This window comes from Aerosakkonema funiforme FACHB-1375 (assembly GCF_014696265.1).
GTDB classification, from domain to species: domain Bacteria; phylum Cyanobacteriota; class Cyanobacteriia; order Cyanobacteriales; family Aerosakkonemataceae; genus Aerosakkonema; species Aerosakkonema funiforme_A.
This window is the reverse complement of record NZ_JACJPW010000053.1, coordinates 25,100-46,451: the sequence shown is the minus strand read 5'-3', so window position 1 is coordinate 46,451 and position 21,352 is coordinate 25,100. Positions and strand designations below refer to the sequence as shown.

15 protein-coding genes are annotated in these 21,352 nt (G+C 43.8%); 11 read left to right on the top strand and 4 right to left on the bottom strand.

Features of this window, described 5'->3' with window-relative positions; all coding sequences use genetic code 11:
- The first annotated feature begins 80 nt into the window (after positions 1-80).
- The 3 genes from H6G03_RS20480 (at position 81) to H6G03_RS20470 (ending at position 1,542) form a co-directional block, all read left to right on the top strand.
- Positions 81-671 (top strand): Uma2 family endonuclease, encoded by a 591-nt coding sequence (locus H6G03_RS20480; RefSeq protein ID WP_190467561.1) that lies wholly within the window; start codon positions 81-83, stop codon positions 669-671.
- Positions 672-800: 129 nt separating this feature from the next.
- Complete coding sequence (locus H6G03_RS20475) at positions 801-1,052, top strand: UPF0175 family protein (protein WP_190467558.1); 252 nt, start codon at positions 801-803, stop codon at positions 1,050-1,052.
- Positions 1,045-1,542, top strand: a complete 498-nt coding sequence (locus H6G03_RS20470) for a DUF3368 domain-containing protein (RefSeq protein WP_190467555.1) — start codon at positions 1,045-1,047, stop codon at positions 1,540-1,542. Before H6G03_RS20475 ends, H6G03_RS20470 begins: the two co-directional genes overlap by 8 nt.
- A 212-nt stretch (positions 1,543-1,754) precedes the next feature.
- Here H6G03_RS20470 and H6G03_RS20465 read toward each other — a convergent pair whose 3' ends face one another.
- The 4 genes from H6G03_RS20465 to carB all read right to left on the bottom strand — a co-directional run bounded on the left by H6G03_RS20465 (position 1,755) and on the right by carB (position 10,541).
- Positions 1,755-4,910 carry a tetratricopeptide repeat protein gene (locus tag H6G03_RS20465; protein WP_190467552.1) on the bottom strand — a complete coding sequence of 1,052 codons (3,156 nt, stop codon included), beginning with the start codon at positions 4,908-4,910 and terminating at the stop codon, positions 1,755-1,757.
- 279 nt (positions 4,911-5,189) lie between these two features.
- Entirely contained in the window at positions 5,190-5,513 is a 324-nt protein-coding gene (locus H6G03_RS20460) for a hypothetical protein (protein WP_190467549.1), read from the bottom strand.
- Between the two features lie 659 nt (positions 5,514-6,172).
- Positions 6,173-6,739, bottom strand: coding sequence for a transposase (locus H6G03_RS20455; protein ID WP_190467547.1), 567 nt, complete (start codon positions 6,737-6,739; stop codon positions 6,173-6,175).
- 496 nt (positions 6,740-7,235) lie between these two features.
- Positions 7,236-10,541 (bottom strand): carbamoyl-phosphate synthase large subunit, encoded by a 3,306-nt coding sequence (gene carB, locus H6G03_RS20450; RefSeq protein WP_190467543.1) that lies wholly within the window; start codon positions 10,539-10,541, stop codon positions 7,236-7,238.
- A gap of 547 nt (positions 10,542-11,088) precedes the next feature.
- Here carB and H6G03_RS20445 point away from each other — a divergent pair.
- The 8 genes from H6G03_RS20445 (at position 11,089) to H6G03_RS20410 (ending at position 21,295) form a co-directional block, all read left to right on the top strand.
- Entirely contained in the window at positions 11,089-11,418 is a 330-nt protein-coding gene (locus tag H6G03_RS20445) for a hypothetical protein (RefSeq protein WP_190467539.1), read from the top strand.
- Between the two features lie 322 nt (positions 11,419-11,740).
- A complete protein-coding gene (locus tag H6G03_RS20440) occupies positions 11,741-12,469 on the top strand; it encodes a DUF305 domain-containing protein (protein WP_190467592.1) in 729 nt (242 codons plus the stop codon).
- Positions 12,470-12,632: 163 nt separating this feature from the next.
- On the top strand, positions 12,633-14,525 hold the full coding sequence (locus H6G03_RS20435) for an efflux RND transporter periplasmic adaptor subunit (RefSeq protein ID WP_242060440.1): 1,893 nt from the start codon (positions 12,633-12,635) through the stop codon (positions 14,523-14,525).
- A 120-nt stretch (positions 14,526-14,645) separates the two neighbouring features.
- Positions 14,646-17,789 (top strand): efflux RND transporter permease subunit, encoded by a 3,144-nt coding sequence (locus H6G03_RS20430; protein ID WP_190467531.1) that lies wholly within the window; start codon positions 14,646-14,648, stop codon positions 17,787-17,789.
- A gap of 57 nt (positions 17,790-17,846) precedes the next feature.
- Positions 17,847-18,359: a hypothetical protein gene (locus tag H6G03_RS20425; RefSeq protein WP_190467528.1), complete on the top strand. Its 513-nt coding sequence runs from the start codon at positions 17,847-17,849 to the stop codon at positions 18,357-18,359.
- 11 nt (positions 18,360-18,370) lie between these two features.
- Positions 18,371-19,075: a two-component system response regulator RppA gene (gene rppA / locus H6G03_RS20420; RefSeq protein ID WP_190467525.1), complete on the top strand. Its 705-nt coding sequence runs from the start codon at positions 18,371-18,373 to the stop codon at positions 19,073-19,075.
- On the top strand, positions 19,062-20,402 hold the full coding sequence (rppB, locus tag H6G03_RS20415) for a two-component system sensor histidine kinase RppB (RefSeq protein WP_190467521.1): 1,341 nt from the start codon (positions 19,062-19,064) through the stop codon (positions 20,400-20,402). Before rppA ends, rppB begins: the two co-directional genes overlap by 14 nt.
- A gap of 155 nt (positions 20,403-20,557) precedes the next feature.
- Positions 20,558-21,295: a hypothetical protein gene (locus tag H6G03_RS20410; RefSeq protein ID WP_190467518.1), complete on the top strand. Its 738-nt coding sequence runs from the start codon at positions 20,558-20,560 to the stop codon at positions 21,293-21,295.
- Positions 21,296-21,352: the final 57 nt, after the last annotated feature.

The following is a 21,352-nucleotide window of genomic DNA, read 5'->3' as shown; positions in this document are numbered from 1 at the left end:
CAAAACTTTAGAACATTGTTTAATTGATATAAATAGCCGATCGCATTTAAAATTTACCCAACTAAAGCAGGAGTTTTACTATGGTAGTCAATCCCGATCGCAAATTTATGACTCCCCAGGAATATCTCGACTGGGAAGAACAACAACCAATTAAATACGAATATATTAACGGCGAAGTTTTTGCGAGGAGTAAGGAGGCGCTTGGGCATAATTCGATTATCATTAATTTAGCTTCAGCCCTCAACTCGCATACCAGAGGTAAAGGGTGTAGAGTATTTATGATAGGTGCTAAATTGGGTGTATCTGAAAATGGTTCTTTTCACTATCATGATGTAGTGGTAACTTGCGATGAAAGGGATAAACGAGCTATTAAAGCAATTTATTATCCTTGTTTAATTGTGGAGGTACTTTCGCCAAGTACGGAAAGTTTCGATCGCGGTAAAAAATTCCAACAATATCGTCGTATTTCCACTCTGAGAGAATACGTTTTAATAAGTGCGGAAGAAATGATGGTAGAATGTTTTCGACTGAATGAAAAAGGAAGTTGGGAACTTTCTACTTATGCAGAAGGAGAGGAAATTTATTTAAGTAGCGTGGATTTTCGGTGTGGAATCGAACTTTTGTATGAAGATGTAGTCTTTGAAGATGCAGAAAATGAAAAAGCGATCTGATTGTAGGGGCGGGTTTAGCAGATAAACCTTGTGTCAAATAAACAATCTCTTAACAAAACCCGCCCTTACTATATAATACGAATACTTTTTTAAGCTACAATGTTAATATATACAACTCTAGAATTAACTATGAGTACAGTTCAACTCGAAATTCCCGAAGAAGTATTAATTAGCCTGAAAGAAACACCCGCAACGATTGCTAGAGAAATGCAAATATTAGCGGCTGTTAAACTATTTGAATTGGGTAAATTATCATCGGGACGTGCTGCACAGTTAGCAGGAATGCCGCGAGTACAATTTCTGCTTTTACTAGGAAAATATCAGGTATCGCCGTTTTCTTTAACAACGGAAGAATTAGAGCGAGATGTGCAAAATGCCTGAAACTACAGTCATTGTTAACACATCGCCATTGTTGTATCTTCATCAAGTAGGACAATTACAATTACTTCAACAATTGTACGGTAAAGTTACAGTTCCTACTGCTGTACCGCAAGAGTTAGAAGCTGGAAAGTTGTTAGGAGTAAATGTTCCTGAAATCAATTCTTTCGAATGGATTGAGGTTCGCCCAGTTGCGTCAATTGCTCTTATACCTGCTGTAATTGATTTAGGACAAGGTGAAGCAGAAGTATTGGCGCTTGGGTTGGAAATTTCCGATCCTTTATTGATTTTTGATGATAAATTAGCTCGTCGAATCGCCGATTTATATAAGTTGAAATATACTGGCACACTTGGCATTTTAGTCAAAGCAAAACAAAGAGGTTATCTGGATTCTGTTGCACCGATTATTGCGATGCTTCAAAGTCAAGGAATGTGGTTAAATGACAAGATTATTAATGATATTCTAAGATTGTGTGGAGAGGTGGAGCCATAATTTGACTGATGATACCAACCAAAAACCCCATCTGCGTTCATCCGCGTTTATCTGCTTTCATCTGCGTTGAAAAAAGCCAAATGTCTGATACCAACCAAAAACCCCATCTGTGTTCATCTGTGTTCATCTGTGGTTAAAAATAACTTTAATTGAACCACGAAGACGTGAAGGACGCGAAGAAGAAAACGAAGAGGATAAAGAGGGATTTAGTATCATTTACTGTCTGCTAACTGTTGAACTCTGGCAATGATTTCCCTCACTGTTTCAGATCCGGGAGATTGGATATGCTGCAATATTTCTAGAGATTGCTGTAAGTAATTTAATCCTGTTTCAAAGTCTCCTTGTTCGGTAGCAGCTAACCATCCTAACCATTGTAATGTCATCGCTTTAGTTTGGATGTCGCCGATACCTTCAGTAATAGCTAAAGATTGTTTAAAAAGTGCGATCGCCCCTGCAATGTCTCCGGTGTTGGCTTTGAGTCTTCCCAGTTCGTGCAAAGTCGCCGCTTTAGTTTGGATGTCGCCGATACCTTCAGTAATAGCTAAAGATTGTTCGTAAAGTGCGATCGCCCCTGCAATGTCTCCGGTGTTGGCTTTGAGTCTTCCCAGTTCGTGCAAAGTCGTCGCTTTACCTTGGAGGTTGCCGATACTTTCATTAATAGCTAAAGATTGTTCGTAAAGTGCGATCGCACCAGCAACGTCTCCGGTGTTGGCTTTGAGTCTTCCCAGTTCGTGCAAAGTCGCCGCTTTAGTTTGGATGTCGCCGATACCTTCAGTAATAGTTAAAGATTGTTCGTAAAGTGCGATCGCACCAGCAATGTCTCCGGTGTTGGCTTTGAGATACCCCAGGTTGTGAATAATTGCTGCTTTCTCTGTTTCGTCTTCTGCTAGACAATTATCTAAGGCTTGCTGATAATAGATTTTTGCTTGAATAACCTCGCCTAATTCTTGCTGAGATCTAGCTAACTCATGCAAAATTCGATAGTTTTCAGCTATTTCTAAAGTTGATTTACATAACTGTACAGCTTCTCGAAATCTGCTTCTATTCTTCCAATATCTTGCTAGAGTAGCTGCCATTTCAACAGCAATATTTTCTACATTTCCTCGCAACGCCAACCGATGAATTTCTAGCCGTTGTTCCTCAGTAGAAGTTTCCGACTCCTCCCACCAAAGACGATACAACACCTCAGCAGCAAGCCGATTCAAACTTTCCCCATTTTCCGGTAACTTTAAAGGCAAAATGCGCGGAACTCGTAGCGACGCATCAGGACTAACTTCCAATAATCCCAAAGCAACAGCCCGATTTATCTGCCCTGACAAATTCGGGATAGAATCGCAAACAGCCGTTAGCGCCGCTTTTGGTACAGGTAACTCAAACACCAGTCCCCGTGATAACATTTCCTGCATCGGTTCATCCATCAGTTCCAGCAAAGCTTTAGCTAAAACCTGTTCCCGCAAGTCAATCCGCTTGCCTTCCATTTTGGTGAGAATTTCCGATACATTTTCAATGGAAAGAAGTTCTAAACCAGCGCCACTCATCCCACTTTTACCAGAATTCCCCAGTACCTTATCCAACCATTCCAACAACCGAGGATTTCCATCTGCCAATCTTTTCCCTTGCGACTGCAACGCCTCATCTACCTTAACTTCCCCACTAAAAGCAGCGAGGCGACTGCACTTTTTTCTTAAATCTGCCCCCTGTAGTGCATCCAAAGGTTGCTTATAAAAATACCGCAACTGGGTAGATTCAAAATCGTAACGACTGGTAATAATTAAACGGTGACGCGAGTTAGTTTCCCGAATCGCCCAAACTAACGCTTCTAAAACTCTCGCCGCTTCCGTTTTCAGCACATACCCACGATCACGCGGTTCTAAATTTTTATCCTCAAAATCATCCAACACCAGCAAAAACGGCTTTTCCCCTTTTTCTTCCAATTTCCCAAACACCCGCGTTAAGCGAAATCGCAATTCCTGATCTTCTTTTTGTACTACTTTCTGCAATTCTTCAAATTCCACCAACTTTTCCGCCAAACGATTCACTAAACTGGGTTCATCGATGCGCCCTACCCAAACAATTCGCTCAAAATCGGGTAATCTGTCAGATAACCTAGCTGCTAAACTACTCTTACCCAAACCACCCATCCCATGAATCAATACTCCCACTTCTTCGGGTGATTGAGTTAGCGCCCGCAAACAAGATTGTAACTGACGGCGACGACCGACAAAACTCTCACGTTTCGGGACTTTTACCTTTCCCGTCGTGTCTAAAAACTCCGTAGCAACGGAAGCGGGAGGCGCAAGTTTTCTTCCCCTCGTTCTCAAAGACGTGACTAAGTTTCCCGGTAAACTCTCTGCTGCATACAACCGCAACAAATGCCAATCTCGCGCTTTGATTTTAATTAAAGTTTGGTAAGTACAAGCAACAGCTTCCGTAACTTGCTTTCCCGCCGCTAACTCTTGATATAAAGTTGCTGCTGCTTCCTTCGCTTCTGAATCTAAAACTTTTTGTCCCCAACCTAAAACCGCTTTCCCACCCAAATTCAGCAATTCTTCCGCCATCGAAGGTACTGCGCCAACTTTCCCCGCTTGTCCAGTGCGACAACCTGAGAGGAAAATTAGTTTAGGCATTTGGAATTGTAACTCTTTGGCGATATCTTCCGCCGTCGCATAGTAAGCTTCGCCAATTTCGGTTTCCGTAACAAAACGCGCCCCGGCATCGGTTAGGTTAGCATGACCTGTGAGGTGGAATACGTCAAAATATCCTTTGCCGTAATTATCGATTAAATAACCCAACTCGGACAAACAACCGCTTTCTTCTACTATTAAATTTAAGTGTTGTCTAGCTTGCGCCGTCGCCTCCAAAATTCGACCTTCTTCCGCCTCAAAGTCGAGTATCGGTTCTACTTTTAATGGCGATGTTGCCATAAATAACAGGTTCAACGCCCGATTTTCCGGTGTCGCTTCGATGGTTAATTTCTTGACTGCATCGGATGATAACCAGCGTACCGGAACAACTCCGGGTATTTTCTGCACTAAAAAACTGTTTCCATCGTGCAGCACTTCCCAAGGCAAATGGGCGAGGTTTTCGGCTGTCGCAATGGCTAAAACTATGCCGTCTCGCTGATGTTGGTTGAGGAGTCTTTGGAAAAAGCGATCGCTCCCATCTAACCAGTTATACAGCTTTTGTCCGGTTTTGGCGTAGTCCTCCGCTAGGCGAACATAATAATCCTGTTCGGCTAAGTTCAGTAAGTCAGCGATTTCTGTGAGGGGAAGTTGTCGTCTTTGATATTGGTTTGGGTTATCGAGAAAATAACGCAGTTCTACATATTCGCCTGCTACTTGTTTTAGGTCTAGGTGCAGGATTTGCATTATATATAGATGTATAATTTTTTTTATTTTGGCATTTTGGAGTGCGATCGTCTACAGGATAGAGACTTTGTAGGGGCGAAGCATTCGGGCGACAATTTATAAAACTCAACCAAGATCTAACAATCCGAATGCTTCGCCCTGTCTCGGCGCAAAATTGATATACAGGTTGTCTGTGGGGGAGGGCGAAGCATTTGGGTACAAGTATCTTTAGTGGGTTTCATAAATTGTCGCCCAAATGCTTCGCCCCTACAGTAATTAATTCGCCAACAACATTGGCCCTCAACTTTCTAAAATTTTCTGAATTTCGTCTAATGTGGCGTTCTGCAAAAGTAGCCGCTGGCCATTTTTTCCGACAATTAGCACTTTCTCGATCGTTTTCCCGGATTTTCCTTGTTTGTATTCTTGATACCATTTGCGAATCTGTTCGGCGATCGCGATCGCACCTCCGACAATCCCTATAATAGTGGCTATGGTGGCTAAGGTTCCTTCCCGTTCTACTTCGCTGTCCACCTCGTAACTGCCGGATATTCCAGAGATGGAGAGCAATTCTTCGGTAGCTGCGATCGCATCTTGTCCCTGAACTTCAATTAAAATATCTGCCATTATTTGTTCCAATCTATATAGCCTATTGTAAGGCATAAATGCGATCGGCTCAATATTTAAAAGGAATATTTCCGAGTTTGTAGGGGTGAAGCATTCGGGCGACTATTTTTGATAAAAATCGACAATTGATATATCCGAATGCTTCACCCTGTCTTGGCGACAATTGATGTATTACGAAGGCTTTGACTCTGTTGGCGATGACAAAAAATTATATTCTTTTCATATCGTCGCGGGGGTGGGCGAAGCATTCGGTTTGATATATTTTGGTTGGGTGTCATAGATTGTCGCCCGAATGCTTCTCCCCTACAGGTTGTATGAATAATACTATGCTTTGACTCTGTTGGGGATGACAAAAAATTAAATTGTTTTTATATTGTCGCGGGGGTCGGGCGAAGTATTCGGTTTTTAATATTTTAGTTGGGTGTCATAGATAGTCGCCCGAATGCTTCGCCCCTACAGGTTGTATGAATAATACTATACTTTGACTCTGTTGGGGATGACAAAAAATTAAATTGTTTTTATATTGTCGCGGGGGTCGGGCGAAGCATTCGGTTTTTAATATTTTAGTTGGGTGTCATAGATAGTCGCCCGAATGCTAATGCCTACGGCACGCTGCGCGAACGCCCCTACACATTATGTAATGCGGAATTAACAGAATGTTAAATAGGTTTAAATTTGGTTAGGTTTTCTTCATCATCTTCCCAGTTGAGGGGATTTTCGATTATGTAGCGTCTAATATTATTATACGCTTGTTCGTTGCGGATGATTTCTTCGTGGTAATTGCTCTGCCAAATTGTGCCGGAATTGCGCGTGAGGCGATTAACTCTGCGAGTGCTAACTGATTTAAAGTTTTGCAAAATTGCACCCAAAGAACCTGGTTTAGTGCCATTGGGTAAGGATGTTTGATGGTTTCTTTGGGGTATTAATAGTTGGTTATTGGCAATATTATTTTGATGTTCGGTAATAAGAATAATACCATGTATGTGATTGGGCATGATGACAAAAGCATCAAGTTTGATAAAAGGAAAATGACGCGGTAAATTATGCCAAAGTGCTTCAACGGTTGCACCTGCTATATTTGGTTGCATAATGCCGTTGATAATTTCGCCCAGCAAACATCGCCTTTGGTGACAGCAAATTGTGAAAAAATATGCGCCTGGTTGGGAATAATCATATCCTTTGAGGCGAATTGAATGGCGATGGTGGATGTCGGGATTATATGTCATGGCAATGCAGAATTTGATCGGATTTATTTGTAGGGGTGAAGCATTCGGGCGACTATTTTTGATAAAAATCTACAATCGATATATCCGAATGCTTCACCCTGTCATGGCGACAATTCATGTATTACGAATGCTTTGTCCTACGCGACAATTGATGTATTTTGGTTGGGTGTCATAAATATCGTTTTTTGCAATTGTCGCCGGGGGTGGGCGAAGCATTCCGATTGATATATTTTGGTTGGGTGTCATAAATATCGTTTTTTGCAATTGTCGCCGGGGGTGGGCGAAGCATTCGGTTTTAAATATTTTGGTTGGGTGTCATAAATATCGTTTTTTGCAATTGTCGCGGGGGTCGGGCGAAGCATTCGGTTTTAAATATTTTGGTTGGGTGTCATAGATTGTCGCCCCAATGCTTCGCCCCCACACAGTACATGGGTAAATATTGGATAAATGGGGAAATTAAAATTAATTTCACCCATTACTTATTACCCAGTACAAATTAGGCGAGATATTCCTGAATGGTTTTCACATCCAGGGGTGAGGATTGCAAACGTGCGATCGCAGCCGCAGTAGCCGTAGCACCAGCGATTGTGGTAATCACAGGAACTTTGTAAGCTAAGGCTGTACGCCGCAACAAACGGGCATCGGTTGCTGCTTCTTCTCCAGAAGGTGTGTTGATCACGATCTGGATTTTTTCATTTTTAATTGCGTCTACAATGTGCGGACGCCCTTCGTGTACTTTCAGCACTAAACCGACATTTTTGACGCCGTTTTCTTGCAATACTCGACGAGTTCCATCTGTCGCCACAACTTCAAAGCCTAATTCCAAGAATTGTTTTACTACTGGAACTACTGCTGTTTTATCGCGATCGTTCATAGAAACGAACACGGTTCCCGATAAAGGTAAGCGCACGTTGGCGGCTAATTCTGCTTTGGTAAATGCTTTACCGAAATCGCTATCGATTCCCATGACTTCGCCAGTCGATCGCATTTCTGGGCCAAGTAAAGTATCCGTACCTGGGAATTTATCAAATGGCAATACGGCTTCTTTGACAGCGATGTGATTGGGGATGATTTCCTTGGTCAATCCCAACTCTTCCAACGTTTTACCTGACATAATTAAAGAAGCGAGTTTCGCCAAGGGTTTACCAATTGCTTTCGACACAAATGGTACTGTGCGCGACGCTCTGGGATTCGCTTCCAAAATATAAACCTGTGGCGTGTAACTGTGCGCTCCGGCAATGGCATACTGAATATTCATTAAGCCTATGACATTGAGCGCTTTTGCTAAGCGAATTGTTTGGTCGCGAATTATTTGCAAAACTGCTGGTGGCAGAGAAGTTGTTGGCAATGTGCAAGCAGAATCCCCAGAGTGAATTCCTGCTTGTTCGATATGTTCCATAATGCCGCCAATTACTACTCGTCCGGTGCTATCTGCGATCGCATCTACATCGACTTCGATCGCATTCTCCAAAAACTTATCGACTAGGACGGGTTTTTCCGGTTCTACCTGCACCGCCATTGTCATATAACGCTCTAAATCGCTATCCGAATAAACGATTTCCATTGCGCGTCCGCCCAAAACGTAGCTGGGACGAACGACTACCGGATAACCGATTTTTCGTGCAATTGTCAGAGCTTCTTCTTCACTGCGAGCAATACCGTTGGGAGCTGTGAGCAATTGCAATTTATCGACAATTTCCGCAAAGCGTTCCCGGTCTTCCGCAATGTCGATCGAATCTGGCGATGTTCCCCAAATCTTCGTACCGAGGTCGGGATTTTCATTGAGCGCTTCTTGCAGAGGTACTGATAGTTTCAGCGGCGTTTGTCCGCCAAACTGCACGATAATTCCTACTGGTTTTTCCGTCTCAATGATATTGAGAACATCTTCTTTAGTGAGCGGTTCAAAATAGAGACGATCGCTCGTATCGTAATCCGTCGAAACCGTTTCCGGATTCGAGTTTACCATAATCGTCTCAAACCCGGCACCGCGCAAAGCATAGGATGCGTGACAACAGCAATAATCGAACTCAATCCCTTGTCCGATGCGATTAGGGCCGCCACCCAAAATCATCACCTTTTGTTTATCGGATGGCAAGACTTCCGATTCACCTTTTTCGGGGTAATCGAGATCTGCTGTTTCCGATTGTACCCCACAACCCAATTCATAAGCGGAATAGTGATAAGGGGTAAACGCCTCAAACTCTGCCGCGCAGGTATCGACTGTTTTGTAAATGGGGATAACGCCCAAACTTTTACGGTACTCGCGCACTTCATCTTCCTTGGTTTTCGTGGCGAAGGCAATTTGCCGGTCGCTAAATCCCTGTTGCTTAATTGCAAACAACTGCTCCTTAGTTATTTGTTGCAAAGGAGTGCGTTTCAAGAATTTTTCGGTTTCCAGCAATTCCTGCATCTTATCCAAAAACCAAGGATCGATTCCCGTCAGTTCGTAGATATCTTCTACCGACATTCCCAACTGCATCGCGTGACGCAAAGTGAAAATTCGTTCTGGATTTGGCGTCCGCAACTGAGCGCGAATTTGTTCGAGGGAAGGCAATTTTTCCGATTTATCGCAACCCCAACCGGAGCGACCGGTTTCTAAACTTCGCAATGCCTTTTGAAACGATTCTTGGAACGTGCGACCGATTGCCATTGCTTCACCCACCGATTTCATTTGCGTTGTCAGTATCGGTGTCGTTCCGGGGAACTTTTCAAAGGCAAAACGCGGGATTTTCGTGACCACGTAGTCAATTGTTGGCTCAAAGGATGCCGGCGTTTTCTTGGTAATATCATTATTAATTTCATCCAGCGTGTAACCGACTGCCAATTTAGCAGCAAACTTGGCAATGGGGAAACCGGTAGCTTTGGAAGCTAACGCGGAAGAACGAGACACGCGGGGATTCATTTCAATGACAATTACTTCGCCGTTGACCGGATTGACGGCGAACTGAATATTAGAACCGCCAGTTTCTACACCAATCTCGCGGATAATTTTGATGGAAGCATCGCGCAGGCGCTGGTATTCTTTATCTGTGAGAGTTTGTGCGGGTGCGACGGTAATCGAATCGCCTGTGTGAATACCCATCGGGTCGATGTTTTCGATCGAGCAGATAATCACCACGTTATCCGCCAGATCTCGCATTACTTCTAATTCATATTCTTTCCAGCCTAAAAGCGACTTTTCGATCAAAATTTGGGAAACGGGACTGGCATCTATACCAGCTTGCGCCATTACTTCAAATTCTTCTTGGTTGTAGGCGATACCACCACCCGACCCTCCCATAGTAAAAGCGGGTCGAATAATGAGGGGATAGGTGCCAATTTGATGAGCGATTTCTTTAGCTTCGTTAACGTTGCAAGCAATGCCGGAAGGACAAACGCCTACACCTATTTTTTGCATCGCTTCTTTAAATAGCTGTCGGTCTTCTGCTTTTTCGATCGCTTCCAGTTTAGCTCCGATCAATTCAACACCGTAGCGTTCCAAAACGCCATTTTTTGATAAAGCTACCGCCAAATTTAACGCAGTTTGTCCGCCCATCGTGGGCAACAGAGCATCGGGACGCTCTTTGGCAATCACTTTTTCCACCATTTCCGGCGTCAGCGGCTCAATATATGTGCGGTCTGCCGTTTCCGGATCGGTCATAATGGTGGCTGGGTTGGAGTTAACTAACACCACCTCGTACCCTTCACTGCGGAGTGCCTTGCAAGCCTGAGTGCCCGAATAGTCGAATTCGCAGGCTTGGCCGATCACAATTGGGCCAGAACCCAACAGCAGGATTTTGTGGAGGTCATCACGACGAGGCATAATGGTTGGCCTGGAGTAAGAGTGTGCAAATCCAACCCATTTTAAGTGGTTTGTTCCAAGTAGGGGCGCTTGTTTGACTACAGTTTTCCAAAGTTCGATGACAAATTGGCCTTTGTCCCGTCTTTTTTTGGCCCAGAAAGGTTTACAGCCCCACCCATACCCTTCCCGATGGGGCCACGGACACAGGTGGGGTTGATTGAAGATTTCAGATTTTAGATTTAAAATTTCAAATTTTTGGTTAATCCCTCGCCTCTTGTGGGGGAATCAAATCTGAAATCTCAAATTTGCAATTATGGCTGGGGGCTAGGGGAAGAAGAAGTAAGGTGGGCAGTACACACCAAAATGCTTGTAATCCTTGATATGAGCTAATGGTGGGCAGTCCCCACCCTACAAATTATCTTTGGTTTATTTATGCCCACTTACTTAAAACAACATAGATATTGTTAAAAATTATCAAAATAGGATTTCATGCTAATTTCATAAATAAGTGTCAAACTAATAAATAGGAAGCCAAAACGAGATTGTTTAGCAGAAGGTTTCCCAACATATGAATAGAGTTACTCAAAACATCCTCAGTGCTGCTGCTGGCGGTCTAACAGTGCTGGCACTTACATTCAGTCCTCTCTTTGCACAAAACAAAACGACAACGCCAACTCCACCTTCTCACACCACTGCTAAAGCGCCAGCCCAGCACCAGCAAATGACAAGCAATAAGAATGATAACAAAAAGTGCTGTGAGTCTATGATGGCTAACATGATGGCTAACGGAATGATGGGCAAGAATAATAAACCCACTACAGCTCAGCACAAGCAACATCACCCCACAAATACAAAACCGACGACTGGTTCAAGCGCCAAGCCTAGCGTAAATCGATAAATATTTAATAATAATCGCGGGCACTCAATACTGTTCTGCTAATAAGGCTGAATAAACCGGGTTTCTCAACGCAAAATCTAAGCTTTCAGGGAAAGATATTTGCCAGAAACCCGGTTCCTGACTCTGGTGCAAGATATTATTATAGAAAAATTTTAAAATACGCATCTTTCTAAGGAGAGAATGAATTTTTCCAAATGTGCAAAGATTTCATCTAGATTTCATTCTTATATGTCAATATCAGTAGTAGCCCTGCGGTGAAAATCTGAGGGTTAACAAGAGTAAAAATAAATTTTCTGGTAAAAGCGAGATGGCTCGAAAAATTATGCGATCGATTTCAGCAAAAACAAGCTTATTGGCGTTAACTATGATGGCGGTTGCCTCCCTAAGTGGCGTTCTCACGGCTTGTTCTAATCCTTCCCAGAATGGTTCTATTACCTCCCCGAATCAAAGCGAAGGTCAAAATGCTGCTGTAACAAATACTAATAACAATCAAAATATAGATAATAGCAGTGCCGTACATCATAGCCACACAGACCACAGCATGGCAATGAATTTAGGCCCAGCAGATGTTGACTACGACCTCCGGTTCATCGATGGGATGATACTGCACCATCAAGGGGCGGTGGAAATGGCAAAAGAAGCACAACAAAAATCTACTCGCCCCCAAATCAAAAAACTGGCAGAAGATATCATCAAAGATCAAAATAAAGAAATCGATCTCATGCAGCAGTGGCGGAAAGCTTGGTATCCCAAAGCAGCAGATAAACCAATGGCTTATGACGCAGCCACCGGTAAAATGACGGAAATGTCATCTGACCAAAAGAAAAACATGATGATGGATATGGACTTAGGTGCAGCTAATGGTGAGTTTGACTTGCGTTTTATCAATGCGATGATTCCACACCATGAGGGAGCCCTAACAATGGCTCAAGATGCCTTGAGTAAATCCAAACGTGCGGAAATTAAACAATTATCCCAAGCAATTGTTAAAGCACAGGAGGCAGAAATCAAACAAATGAAACAATGGCGACAAGCTTGGTACAAACAATAAAGTCAATCGCTCCAAAGAGGGAATGTTGAGCGCAGTGCTGCAAACGGTTGGCGAAATTTCATCCTGATTTCATTTCTGTATGAAAAACTGAGGAAAGAGAGCTTCGTTAAACAAGCCATCTCGGTTACAGCCAACCGTTCTTTGCACGAGGAAGATCCCAATGATGCAGCACTGTTCCCATTATCCATCACCCGGCTCGCGTTCTTGGATTTCTGGAACGTTCCTGAGTCTGATTTTGTTAATGACTCCCGCAGCAGTTTTAGCTCACGCCGGACATGGGGATGAATTTCATCAAGAGGGAACAGAAGCTTCTCAGTCAACTGAATCTATTCAAGTTGATGCAGAAACGGCAAAACGGCTGGCAATTAAAGTAGAACCAGTTAACCGTCAGCAGTTAGCTGTTAGTATTAAAACTACTGGGATAATTGAAACCCTACCCAGCCAAAAAGTAGAAGTAACAGCGCCAATTCCCGGAAAAATTGTTGAGTTATTAGTAGAACCGGGTGCAGTTGTCAAACAGGGTCAACCCGTCGCCGTCGTTGCTGCGCCGGAATTAGTGGAACTGCGAGTTAACTCTGAGGAAAAACAAGCTGAGGCTCAAGCAGATTTACAACAAGCTCAAGCAAATTTGAAGCTAGCTCAAGAAAATTATCAGCGTCAGCGTCAAATATCCGATGCCGAAATAGCACAAGCTCAAACTCAACTAACAGCGGCGCAATCGCAGTACGATCGCGATAAAAATTTGGTCGATCGCCAAGCAGTATTAAAAGTAGCTCAAGAAAATTATCAACGTCAAATTCAAATAGCCGACGCCGAAATAGCGCGAGCTAAAACCGAATTGTCAGTTGCACAAGAACAGTACGATCGCGATAAAGAATTAGTCGAAAAAGGCGCTCTCCCACGACGGCAAATGCTGGAATCCCAAGCTCATCTGCAAGAAGCTAAAGCCGATCTCGCCAAAGCTTTAAGTCGTCCGAATGTTCTTGAAGCCGAAAGCCAGGTAAAACGCGCCGAAGTGGATTTGCCTCTCAGGGAATTGCGCGAATCGGAAGGTAAATTAGCAGAAGCTAAAGCCCAACTTACCAAAGCTCACAGCCGCCGAGAAGTATTAGAAGCCGAAGCTCAACTCAAACGCGCTCAATCGGCTGTTGAAGTAGCACAATCTCGTGTGAAACTGAGTAATGCCACCTATCAAACTCGACTGCAACAATTAGGAAATCGCGCTAACGATAAGGGATTGGTGACGGTGAATGCTCCTATTGCTGGTAGAGTTGCTGACAGAGAAGTTAGCCTCGGTCAATCATTCCAGGATGCGGGCGGCAAGTTAATGACGATTGTCAATGACAGCCAGGTTTTTGCCACTGCGAATATTTATGAAAAAGATTTAGATAAAATCAAAATCGGTCAGCAGGTAAATGTGAAAGTTGCCAGTTTACCGAACCAAACCTTTAGGGGAAATATTACGGTAATTGGTTCGTTGGTAGAAACAGAAACGCGAGTAGTGCCTGTAAAAGCTCAATTAGAAAACTATAGCGGCATCCTCAAACCGGGTACGTTTGCCGAATTGGAAGTATTAACAGATAAGACAGCCACACCGATTTTGGCGATCGCCAATTCCGCTGTAGTGGAAGCAAATGGCAAGAAACTGGTTTACGTACAAAACGGTAATAACTATCAACCAGTTGAAGTTACTTTAGGTCAAACTTCTGGGGATATGGTGGAAGTAAAAACTGGTTTGTTTGAAGGAGATTTAGTAGTCACGCAACGCGCACCGCAACTTTACGCACAATCTTTACGCGGTGACTCTAAAAAAGCGGGAGAAAATGTACATAATACTTCCCCCACTCCCCCACTCTCCCAATCCCCCACTCCTTCACTTACCCAGTTACCAGTCTCTTGGTGGTGGGCGATACCTGCTGGTGGTGCGATCGCAGTTTTTACTTTCTGGGGAGGTACTGTTTGGGCGACTCGTCGCACTCAGCATCGCCCAATGCCGACAAACTTTTCAGAATCCGACATTCCGATTTATGAATTGCAAGCATTAGAAAAGCGGTAATTACTACAGCAAATAGCAATCGTTTGTGGCATACTTTTTATCCCTTATTCCGTAACCCTCTTCCCTCTTCCCTCTTCCCTAGTCCCTAGCCCCTAGCCCCTAGTCCCTAGCTATACAACAATGCTTAGTGCGATTATCAAATGGGCGATCGCCCGTCGTTGGTTAGTTATTTTGGGTGCAATTGTGGTGACGATTTGGATATTTCGTACCATCATCCAAATGCCTTTAGATGTATTTCCTAGCTTTGCACCGCCCCAAGTGGAAATTCAAACCGAAGCACCGGGACTCGCTCCCGAAGAAGTCGAATCCCTCGTAACTTTACCGATTGAAAGTTCGGTAAACGGGACTCCGGGAGTAACAGCAGTACGTTCTGCCAGTGCGGCGGGAATTTCCGTTGTCAAAATTATCTTTAACTGGGAAACTGATATTTATCTAGCTCGACAATTAGTCACAGAGCGATTGCAACAAGCTCAAAGTAAATTGCCGGAAGGAGTAGAAACGCCGCAAATTTCTCCGATTAGTTCTCCTGTGGGCACGGTACTGCAATATGCTTTCACTATTCCCAACGAAACCGCCCAATCTCAAATCGATTTGATGGAAGTGCGGCGCATCGTTGATTGGCAAGTAACCAATCGCCTTTTAGCTGTGCCGGGAGTCAGTCAAGTTGTCGCTTATGGGGGCGATGTTCGCCAATATCAAGTATTAGTTGACCCGGAAAAGTTGAAAGCTTTTAATGTTTCTCTAGAAGATGTTGTGGAAGCAGCAAAAGCCGCCAATGTCAATGCTCCGGGTGGTTATGCGATCGGGCCCGATCGCGAAAAATTAATTCGGGGAATTGGGCGAATTGAATCTATCGAAGACTTACAGCGATCGGTAATTACTGCACGCAATGGCACACCCGTCAATATATCCGATGTCGCTGATGTGCAAATAGGTGCAGGTATCAAACGAGGTGATGGTAGTTTTAACGGTCAAAAGGCAGTTATTGTGATGGTTAATAAACAGCCTCTTGCCGATACCCCCACCGTTACCCGTGCCATTGAAGCGGCAATGGAAGAGATAAAAGCAGGTTTACCGAAAGATATTAAAGTTACCGCTACATTCCGTCAGGAAAACTACATCGATTCTTCCATTGAAAATGTGCGAGAAGCATTATTTGAAGGTGCCATTATCGTTGCGCTTATCCTGATTCCATTTTTAATGAATTGGCGCAACCTCGCTGTTTGTTTAACAGCTTTACCTTTATCGTTGCTAGTGGGAGTGATGATGCTGAATTGGTGGGGACAAGGTTTAAATACAATGACCTTGGGAGGTTTAGCCGTTGCGATCGGTTCAGCCGTTGATGATGCGATCGTCGATGCAGAAAATGTTTATCGTTGTTTGCGAGAAAATAAATATTCCCCCCATCCGCGTCCGGTTTTAGATGTGGTATTTGACGGTTGCCAAGAGGTGCGCGATTCCGTATTTGGAGCTACTATTATTACTTTAGTTGTTTTTTCTCCTGTTTTCGCTTTGAGTGGCGTTGAAGGCAGCATTTTTATCCCGATGGGACTCGGTTATATTGCCGCCGTTGTGGCATCTAGCTTGATTGCACTAACAGTAACTCCCGCTTTGTGCGCGATTTTGTTGCCTCACGGTTACTTGCCAGAAACAGAACCTTGGGTAGCGAGGTTTTTTAAGTCGCTTTATTATCCTATTTTAAAATTTTCTGTAAGTTTTTCTGGAATTGTTATAGCTTTAGCTATTGCTAGTTTGGTGGCGGCAATGGCGATCGTTCCTTCTTTGGGAAGGATATTTTTACCGGAGTTTCAAGAGCAAACTTTGGTGAATACTTTAATGCTATATCCCGGTATGTCTTTGTCAGCGACAAATAGTGCGGGTTTTGCACTTCAAGATGCGCTGAAAAATGACCCCAGATTTCCTTATGTGCAATTGCGTTCCGGACGTGCGCCGGGAGATGGCGATGCAGCGGGGGTTAACTTGGGGCATTTGGATATCGAGTTAAGTGAAGAGGGAATGAAACATAGGGAAAAAACTATTGAAAAGCTGCGGGAAGAGTTTGCTAAATTACCGGGAGTAGCGCCAAATATTGGGGGTTTTATTTCGCACCGGATGGATGAAGTGCTGTCTGGGGTGAGGAGTGCGATCGCCATCAAAATTTTCGGCCTAGAATTAGATAAACTTCGCAGTCTTGGGGGAGAAGTAAATGATATTATGAAAACTGTCAAGGGAATTGTAGATTTGCAGTTAGAACCGCAAGTACCGATCGAACAAATTCAGATCAAGTTTAATCGCGCTGCTGCTTCTCGATATGGTTTGACAGTTGGACAACTTTCTGAAACAATTGAAACTGCACTAAATGGGCGAGTGGTATCGCAAGTTCTGGAAAAACAACAAACGTTTGATTTAGTTGTTTGGTTAAAGCCAGAGGCACGTCAAAACTTGGATACTATTAGCAACTTGCTAGTCGATACTCCTGACGGCAATAAAATTCCCTTGGCACAAGTAGCCACGATCGATAGCGGTACTGGGCCAAATACTATCAACCGCGAGAATGTTTCCCGTTTGATAGTTGTTTCTGCCAATGCTAGGGGCAGAGATTTGCGCTCGATCGTTAACGAGATTAGACAAAAAATTAAGCAACAAGTGCAAATACCCTCCGGTTATTATATCCAGTATTCAGGTCAATTTGAAGCGCAAGAAAGAGCCACGCAAAATATCTTAATTTTCAGTGCGATCGCCTTTGTGGCAATCACCATCATCATGTACCTTTCCGTCAAATCTATTCCCTCTACTATCATGATTACGATCAACTTGCCGTTGGCATTAGTGGGAGGAGTATTTTCGGTCGCTATGAGTGGGGGAATTGTGTCGATCGCTTCTTTAGTTGGCTTTGTTACTTTGTTTGGAGTCGCCACTCGTAACGGCTTGTTACTGGTAGATAACTATAATAGTAAATATGCCGAAGGAATGCCTTTAAAAGAAGTTTTGATTAAAGGTTCGATGTCACGGCTAAATTCTATTTTAATGACAGCTTTTACTTCAGCTTTAGGTTTAGCACCTTTGGTAGTTGAAAGTGGCCCAGGCAAGGAAATTCTGCAACCGCTATCTATAGTAGTATTGGGTGGTTTGTTTACTTCTACGGCATTAACGCTGGTAGTTTTGCCCGCTTTATACGCTAAATTTGGAAAATTTTTCATGCCGAAACGAACTAGATCTCTTTACGAAGACGAGAGCGCTACTCATGCCCGAATTTCATCTTAATTTGATTGGCCACAAATCGGTACAATTTATAACTTTTACACTCAAGGAGCAAACAGTATGAAATCGCTAAACACCAGCTTAATTGTTTTCGCTAGCGTAGGGTTGCTTTTACTGACAGCTTGTAGTAATGCAACCGAAGGAAGTAATTCAACTAGCAGCCCCGCTAACTCTGTCGCCGCTTCTCCCTCTCAAACTCAGTCTTCTACTCCCAACACATCGACAAACGAAACATCTGCAAAATCAGACCATTCCCAATCATCAAAAGGAGGTCAAGTAGTCGAGACGGGAACTTATCACCTAGAGTTTGTTCCAGAGAAAGAAGCAAACGGAACTCATTTAGATTTCTATTTACAAAAAGGTGACAACCACGAATCAGTACCTAATGCCAAAGTAACAGCTTTAGTTCAGTTACCCGATGGAACCCAGAAAACTCTAAACTTGTCTTATGATGCTGAGGGCAAACACTACGCTGTTTTACTTCCCGAAACAGCACCCGGTCAGTATCAAGTAAAAATGATTGCCGATATTAATGGCGAAACAGTGAACGGTCGTTTTAACTTTAACAAATAGAAGCTAATTTTATGAGAGTCTTGCTAGTTGAAGACGAACCAGATTTAGGGGCGGCTATTAAGCGCACATTGCACCAGCAAAAGTATGTAGTTGACTGGGCGCAAGATGGTCACGAAGCTTGGGATTATCTACAAAATCAGTGGACTCAATACACCCTAGCTATTTTCGATTGGTTGCTGCCAGGAATATCGGGTTTAGACTTGTGCAAGCGACTGCGGTCTAAGGGCAATTCTTTGCCTGTGTTAATGCTGACAGCAAAAGACCGTATGGAAGATAAGGTAGCTGGGTTAGATGCTGGTGCGGATGACTATTTAGTGAAGCCGTTTGGCATGGCGGAACTGTTAGCAAGGTTACGCGCTTTGCAGCGGCGATCGCCTCAATTTCAACCCCAACAACTAACTGTGGGAAATCTCACACTAGATTACGGTAGTTACGCAGTTTGTTTTCAGCAAACCGATGGCAATAGGCAGGCGATTTCCCTCACCACTAAAGAGTTTCAGTTGTTAGAATATTTGATGAAACATCCAAATCAAATTGTTACCAGCGACCAAATTCGCAATCAGCTTTGGGAAATGAGTGCAGAACCAGTTAGTAATGTAGTAGCCGCACAAATGCGTTTGCTGCGACGCAAACTGTCTTCTAGTGACTGCACGATTCCCATCGAAACCATACACGGAATGGGGTATCGTCTCAACCTGAGTGATGAATCAAAATAAACTATTTAACCAGACTCGTTGGCGGTTAGCTTCCTGGTATGCAGGAGTTATGGCTTTCATTTTGAGCTTGTGCGGTATAGGTGTTTACAATGCGATCGCTCATGCCCATTTGGTAGCTTTAGACCGGGAAATCGAGTCTGTGGCGGGAACGCTACACGACAGCCTGGAATTGAAACTCAAACAACCCGGACGCTTGGAGCCAATTTTACAGCGATTTTTACCAAATATATGTCAAATTGGAACCAACTGCCAAAAAGAGCAGTTGAGTTCCCAACGCCATACTTTAGGCGTTATTAATCAAGGCAGTTATTATGTTCGTTTATTTGATAATTTTGGCCGTCCGATCGCTATAGCTGGAGATTATCCAGAGGGATTGCCCCTGCAATTAAACAAGGAACTTTGGCAAACTCTACAAGATAGTAAAGGCAATCGCTATCATCAAATTTCCGTAGCGCTGCATACCGATTCTCAGGCAGATTGGGGATACATACAAGTGGGGCGAAACCTCAAAGATTTAGACGATTACCTCAATACGGTGCAATTAATTTTGTGGTTGGGATTGGCAATGGCAATCGTTTCGATCGCCGTTTCTAGCTGGTGGTTAGCAGGTTTAGCAATGCAGCCGATTTACCAATCCTACAGACAAATTCAACAGTTTACAGCCGATGCTGCCCACGAATTGCGGACTCCTTTAGCTGCCACGCACGCTACTGTAGAATCAGCGCTGTTGATGCCTCAGTTAGATGAAACAGAGGCGCGAGATATTCTCCAAACTATAGAGCGTCAAAATTTTAGGTTGACTAATTTAGTCACAGATTTGCTTTTATTGGCTCGTTTGGATCGACAAAATCTGCCGATGCAAAGTCAAGTTTGTTGCCTCAACGATCTGGTTGAAGATCTCATAGAAGAATTTGCAGCGTTGGCGCTTTCTGCTGAGGTAAAGTTGACTGCCGATATCCGGTTATTTAATTCACTGAATGTTTTGGGCAATCCCGATCGACTTTATCGCTTGGTTTCTAATTTAATTGTCAATGGTATTAAATATACAACTGCTGGCGGTCAGGTAATTGTTGTCTTGGAGCGCAGCGATCGCTATGCTCTAATTCATATCCAAGATACCGGTATTGGTATTGCACAAAACGAACAGCAGAGAATTTTCGATCGCTTCTATCGAGTCAACAGCGATCGCTCGCGAGGTACAGGTGGGGCGGGATTGGGACTGGCGATCGCATTAGCGATCGTTCGCACGCATGGCGGTAGCTTGAGCGTACAAAGCGAATTGGGCAAAGGTAGTACTTTCACCATTCGATTACCGGCTCTCCCTTAGATATAGCTAGGGCGTCGGGGCTATGGCGTCGGGCGTCGGGATAGCTCTCTCCAAAAATTTAGTAAAAAATTAGCTCCCCAGTCGGGAATAAATGATAGTTAATAGGTAGGAGGTAGAGCTCAGCCGCTACCCGTTAACCAATAAAAGATGTCCTTATGTTAGACTTCGACGGCTTTATACCAAATGAGATGCTGCTTGCACAGCCACATCCTTTGGATGACAACCTGATGCGACACCTTCCCGATTCGGAAGTAGCATCTACTGAGGAAATTAGGGAAATACAGCTGCGCGATCGCATTCCCGGTATCATCAAACGCCTCATCCCTCTCAATCCCCTGGTATCTTGGGAGTACTGGTGGTCTGTTCCCGGTCGAATTCTCCTACCTGAAGATGTGGAAGTTCTCCAAAGCGATCGGCCCAGGCTGGAAGCCATTTTAGCCAAACTCGTTTGGCTTTTGGGGGGACACTGCTTTGGAGATAATACTCCTGTAGACTGCGATTCGTCTCCAGTTTACAATTGGCAGCAAATACTGGCGTTTGTAGAAGCCTGCGGAATGAAACCTGACTTGCTAGATATCGATTTTTTGCCGACGGCGATCGATCCTACTCCCATTGCACCCCGTAACGGAAATGGCGAAAGTCCAGAAAAATCTCAAAAGTACGTTGCGATCGAACCCGCCCACTGGCACATAGAATTTTTTGAAATTCTACCCATAGAGGGAGGTTTTCAACTCGCTTTCCCCAAAAAGCTATGCAGTTGCCAAATTTGGACTGGCACACCATTTATTAAAAACCTGGAAACGGGAGAAACGGTTACCCGCTATGACTTGTGGGTTTCTAGCCCCCACGATATGATCAACCCACCTTGGCTAGAGCCATTAGTCAGCAGTTAACAATAGCTTAATTAACACAATCAAAAAACTTTCCCAGCCTGAAAACCTCAACACCAG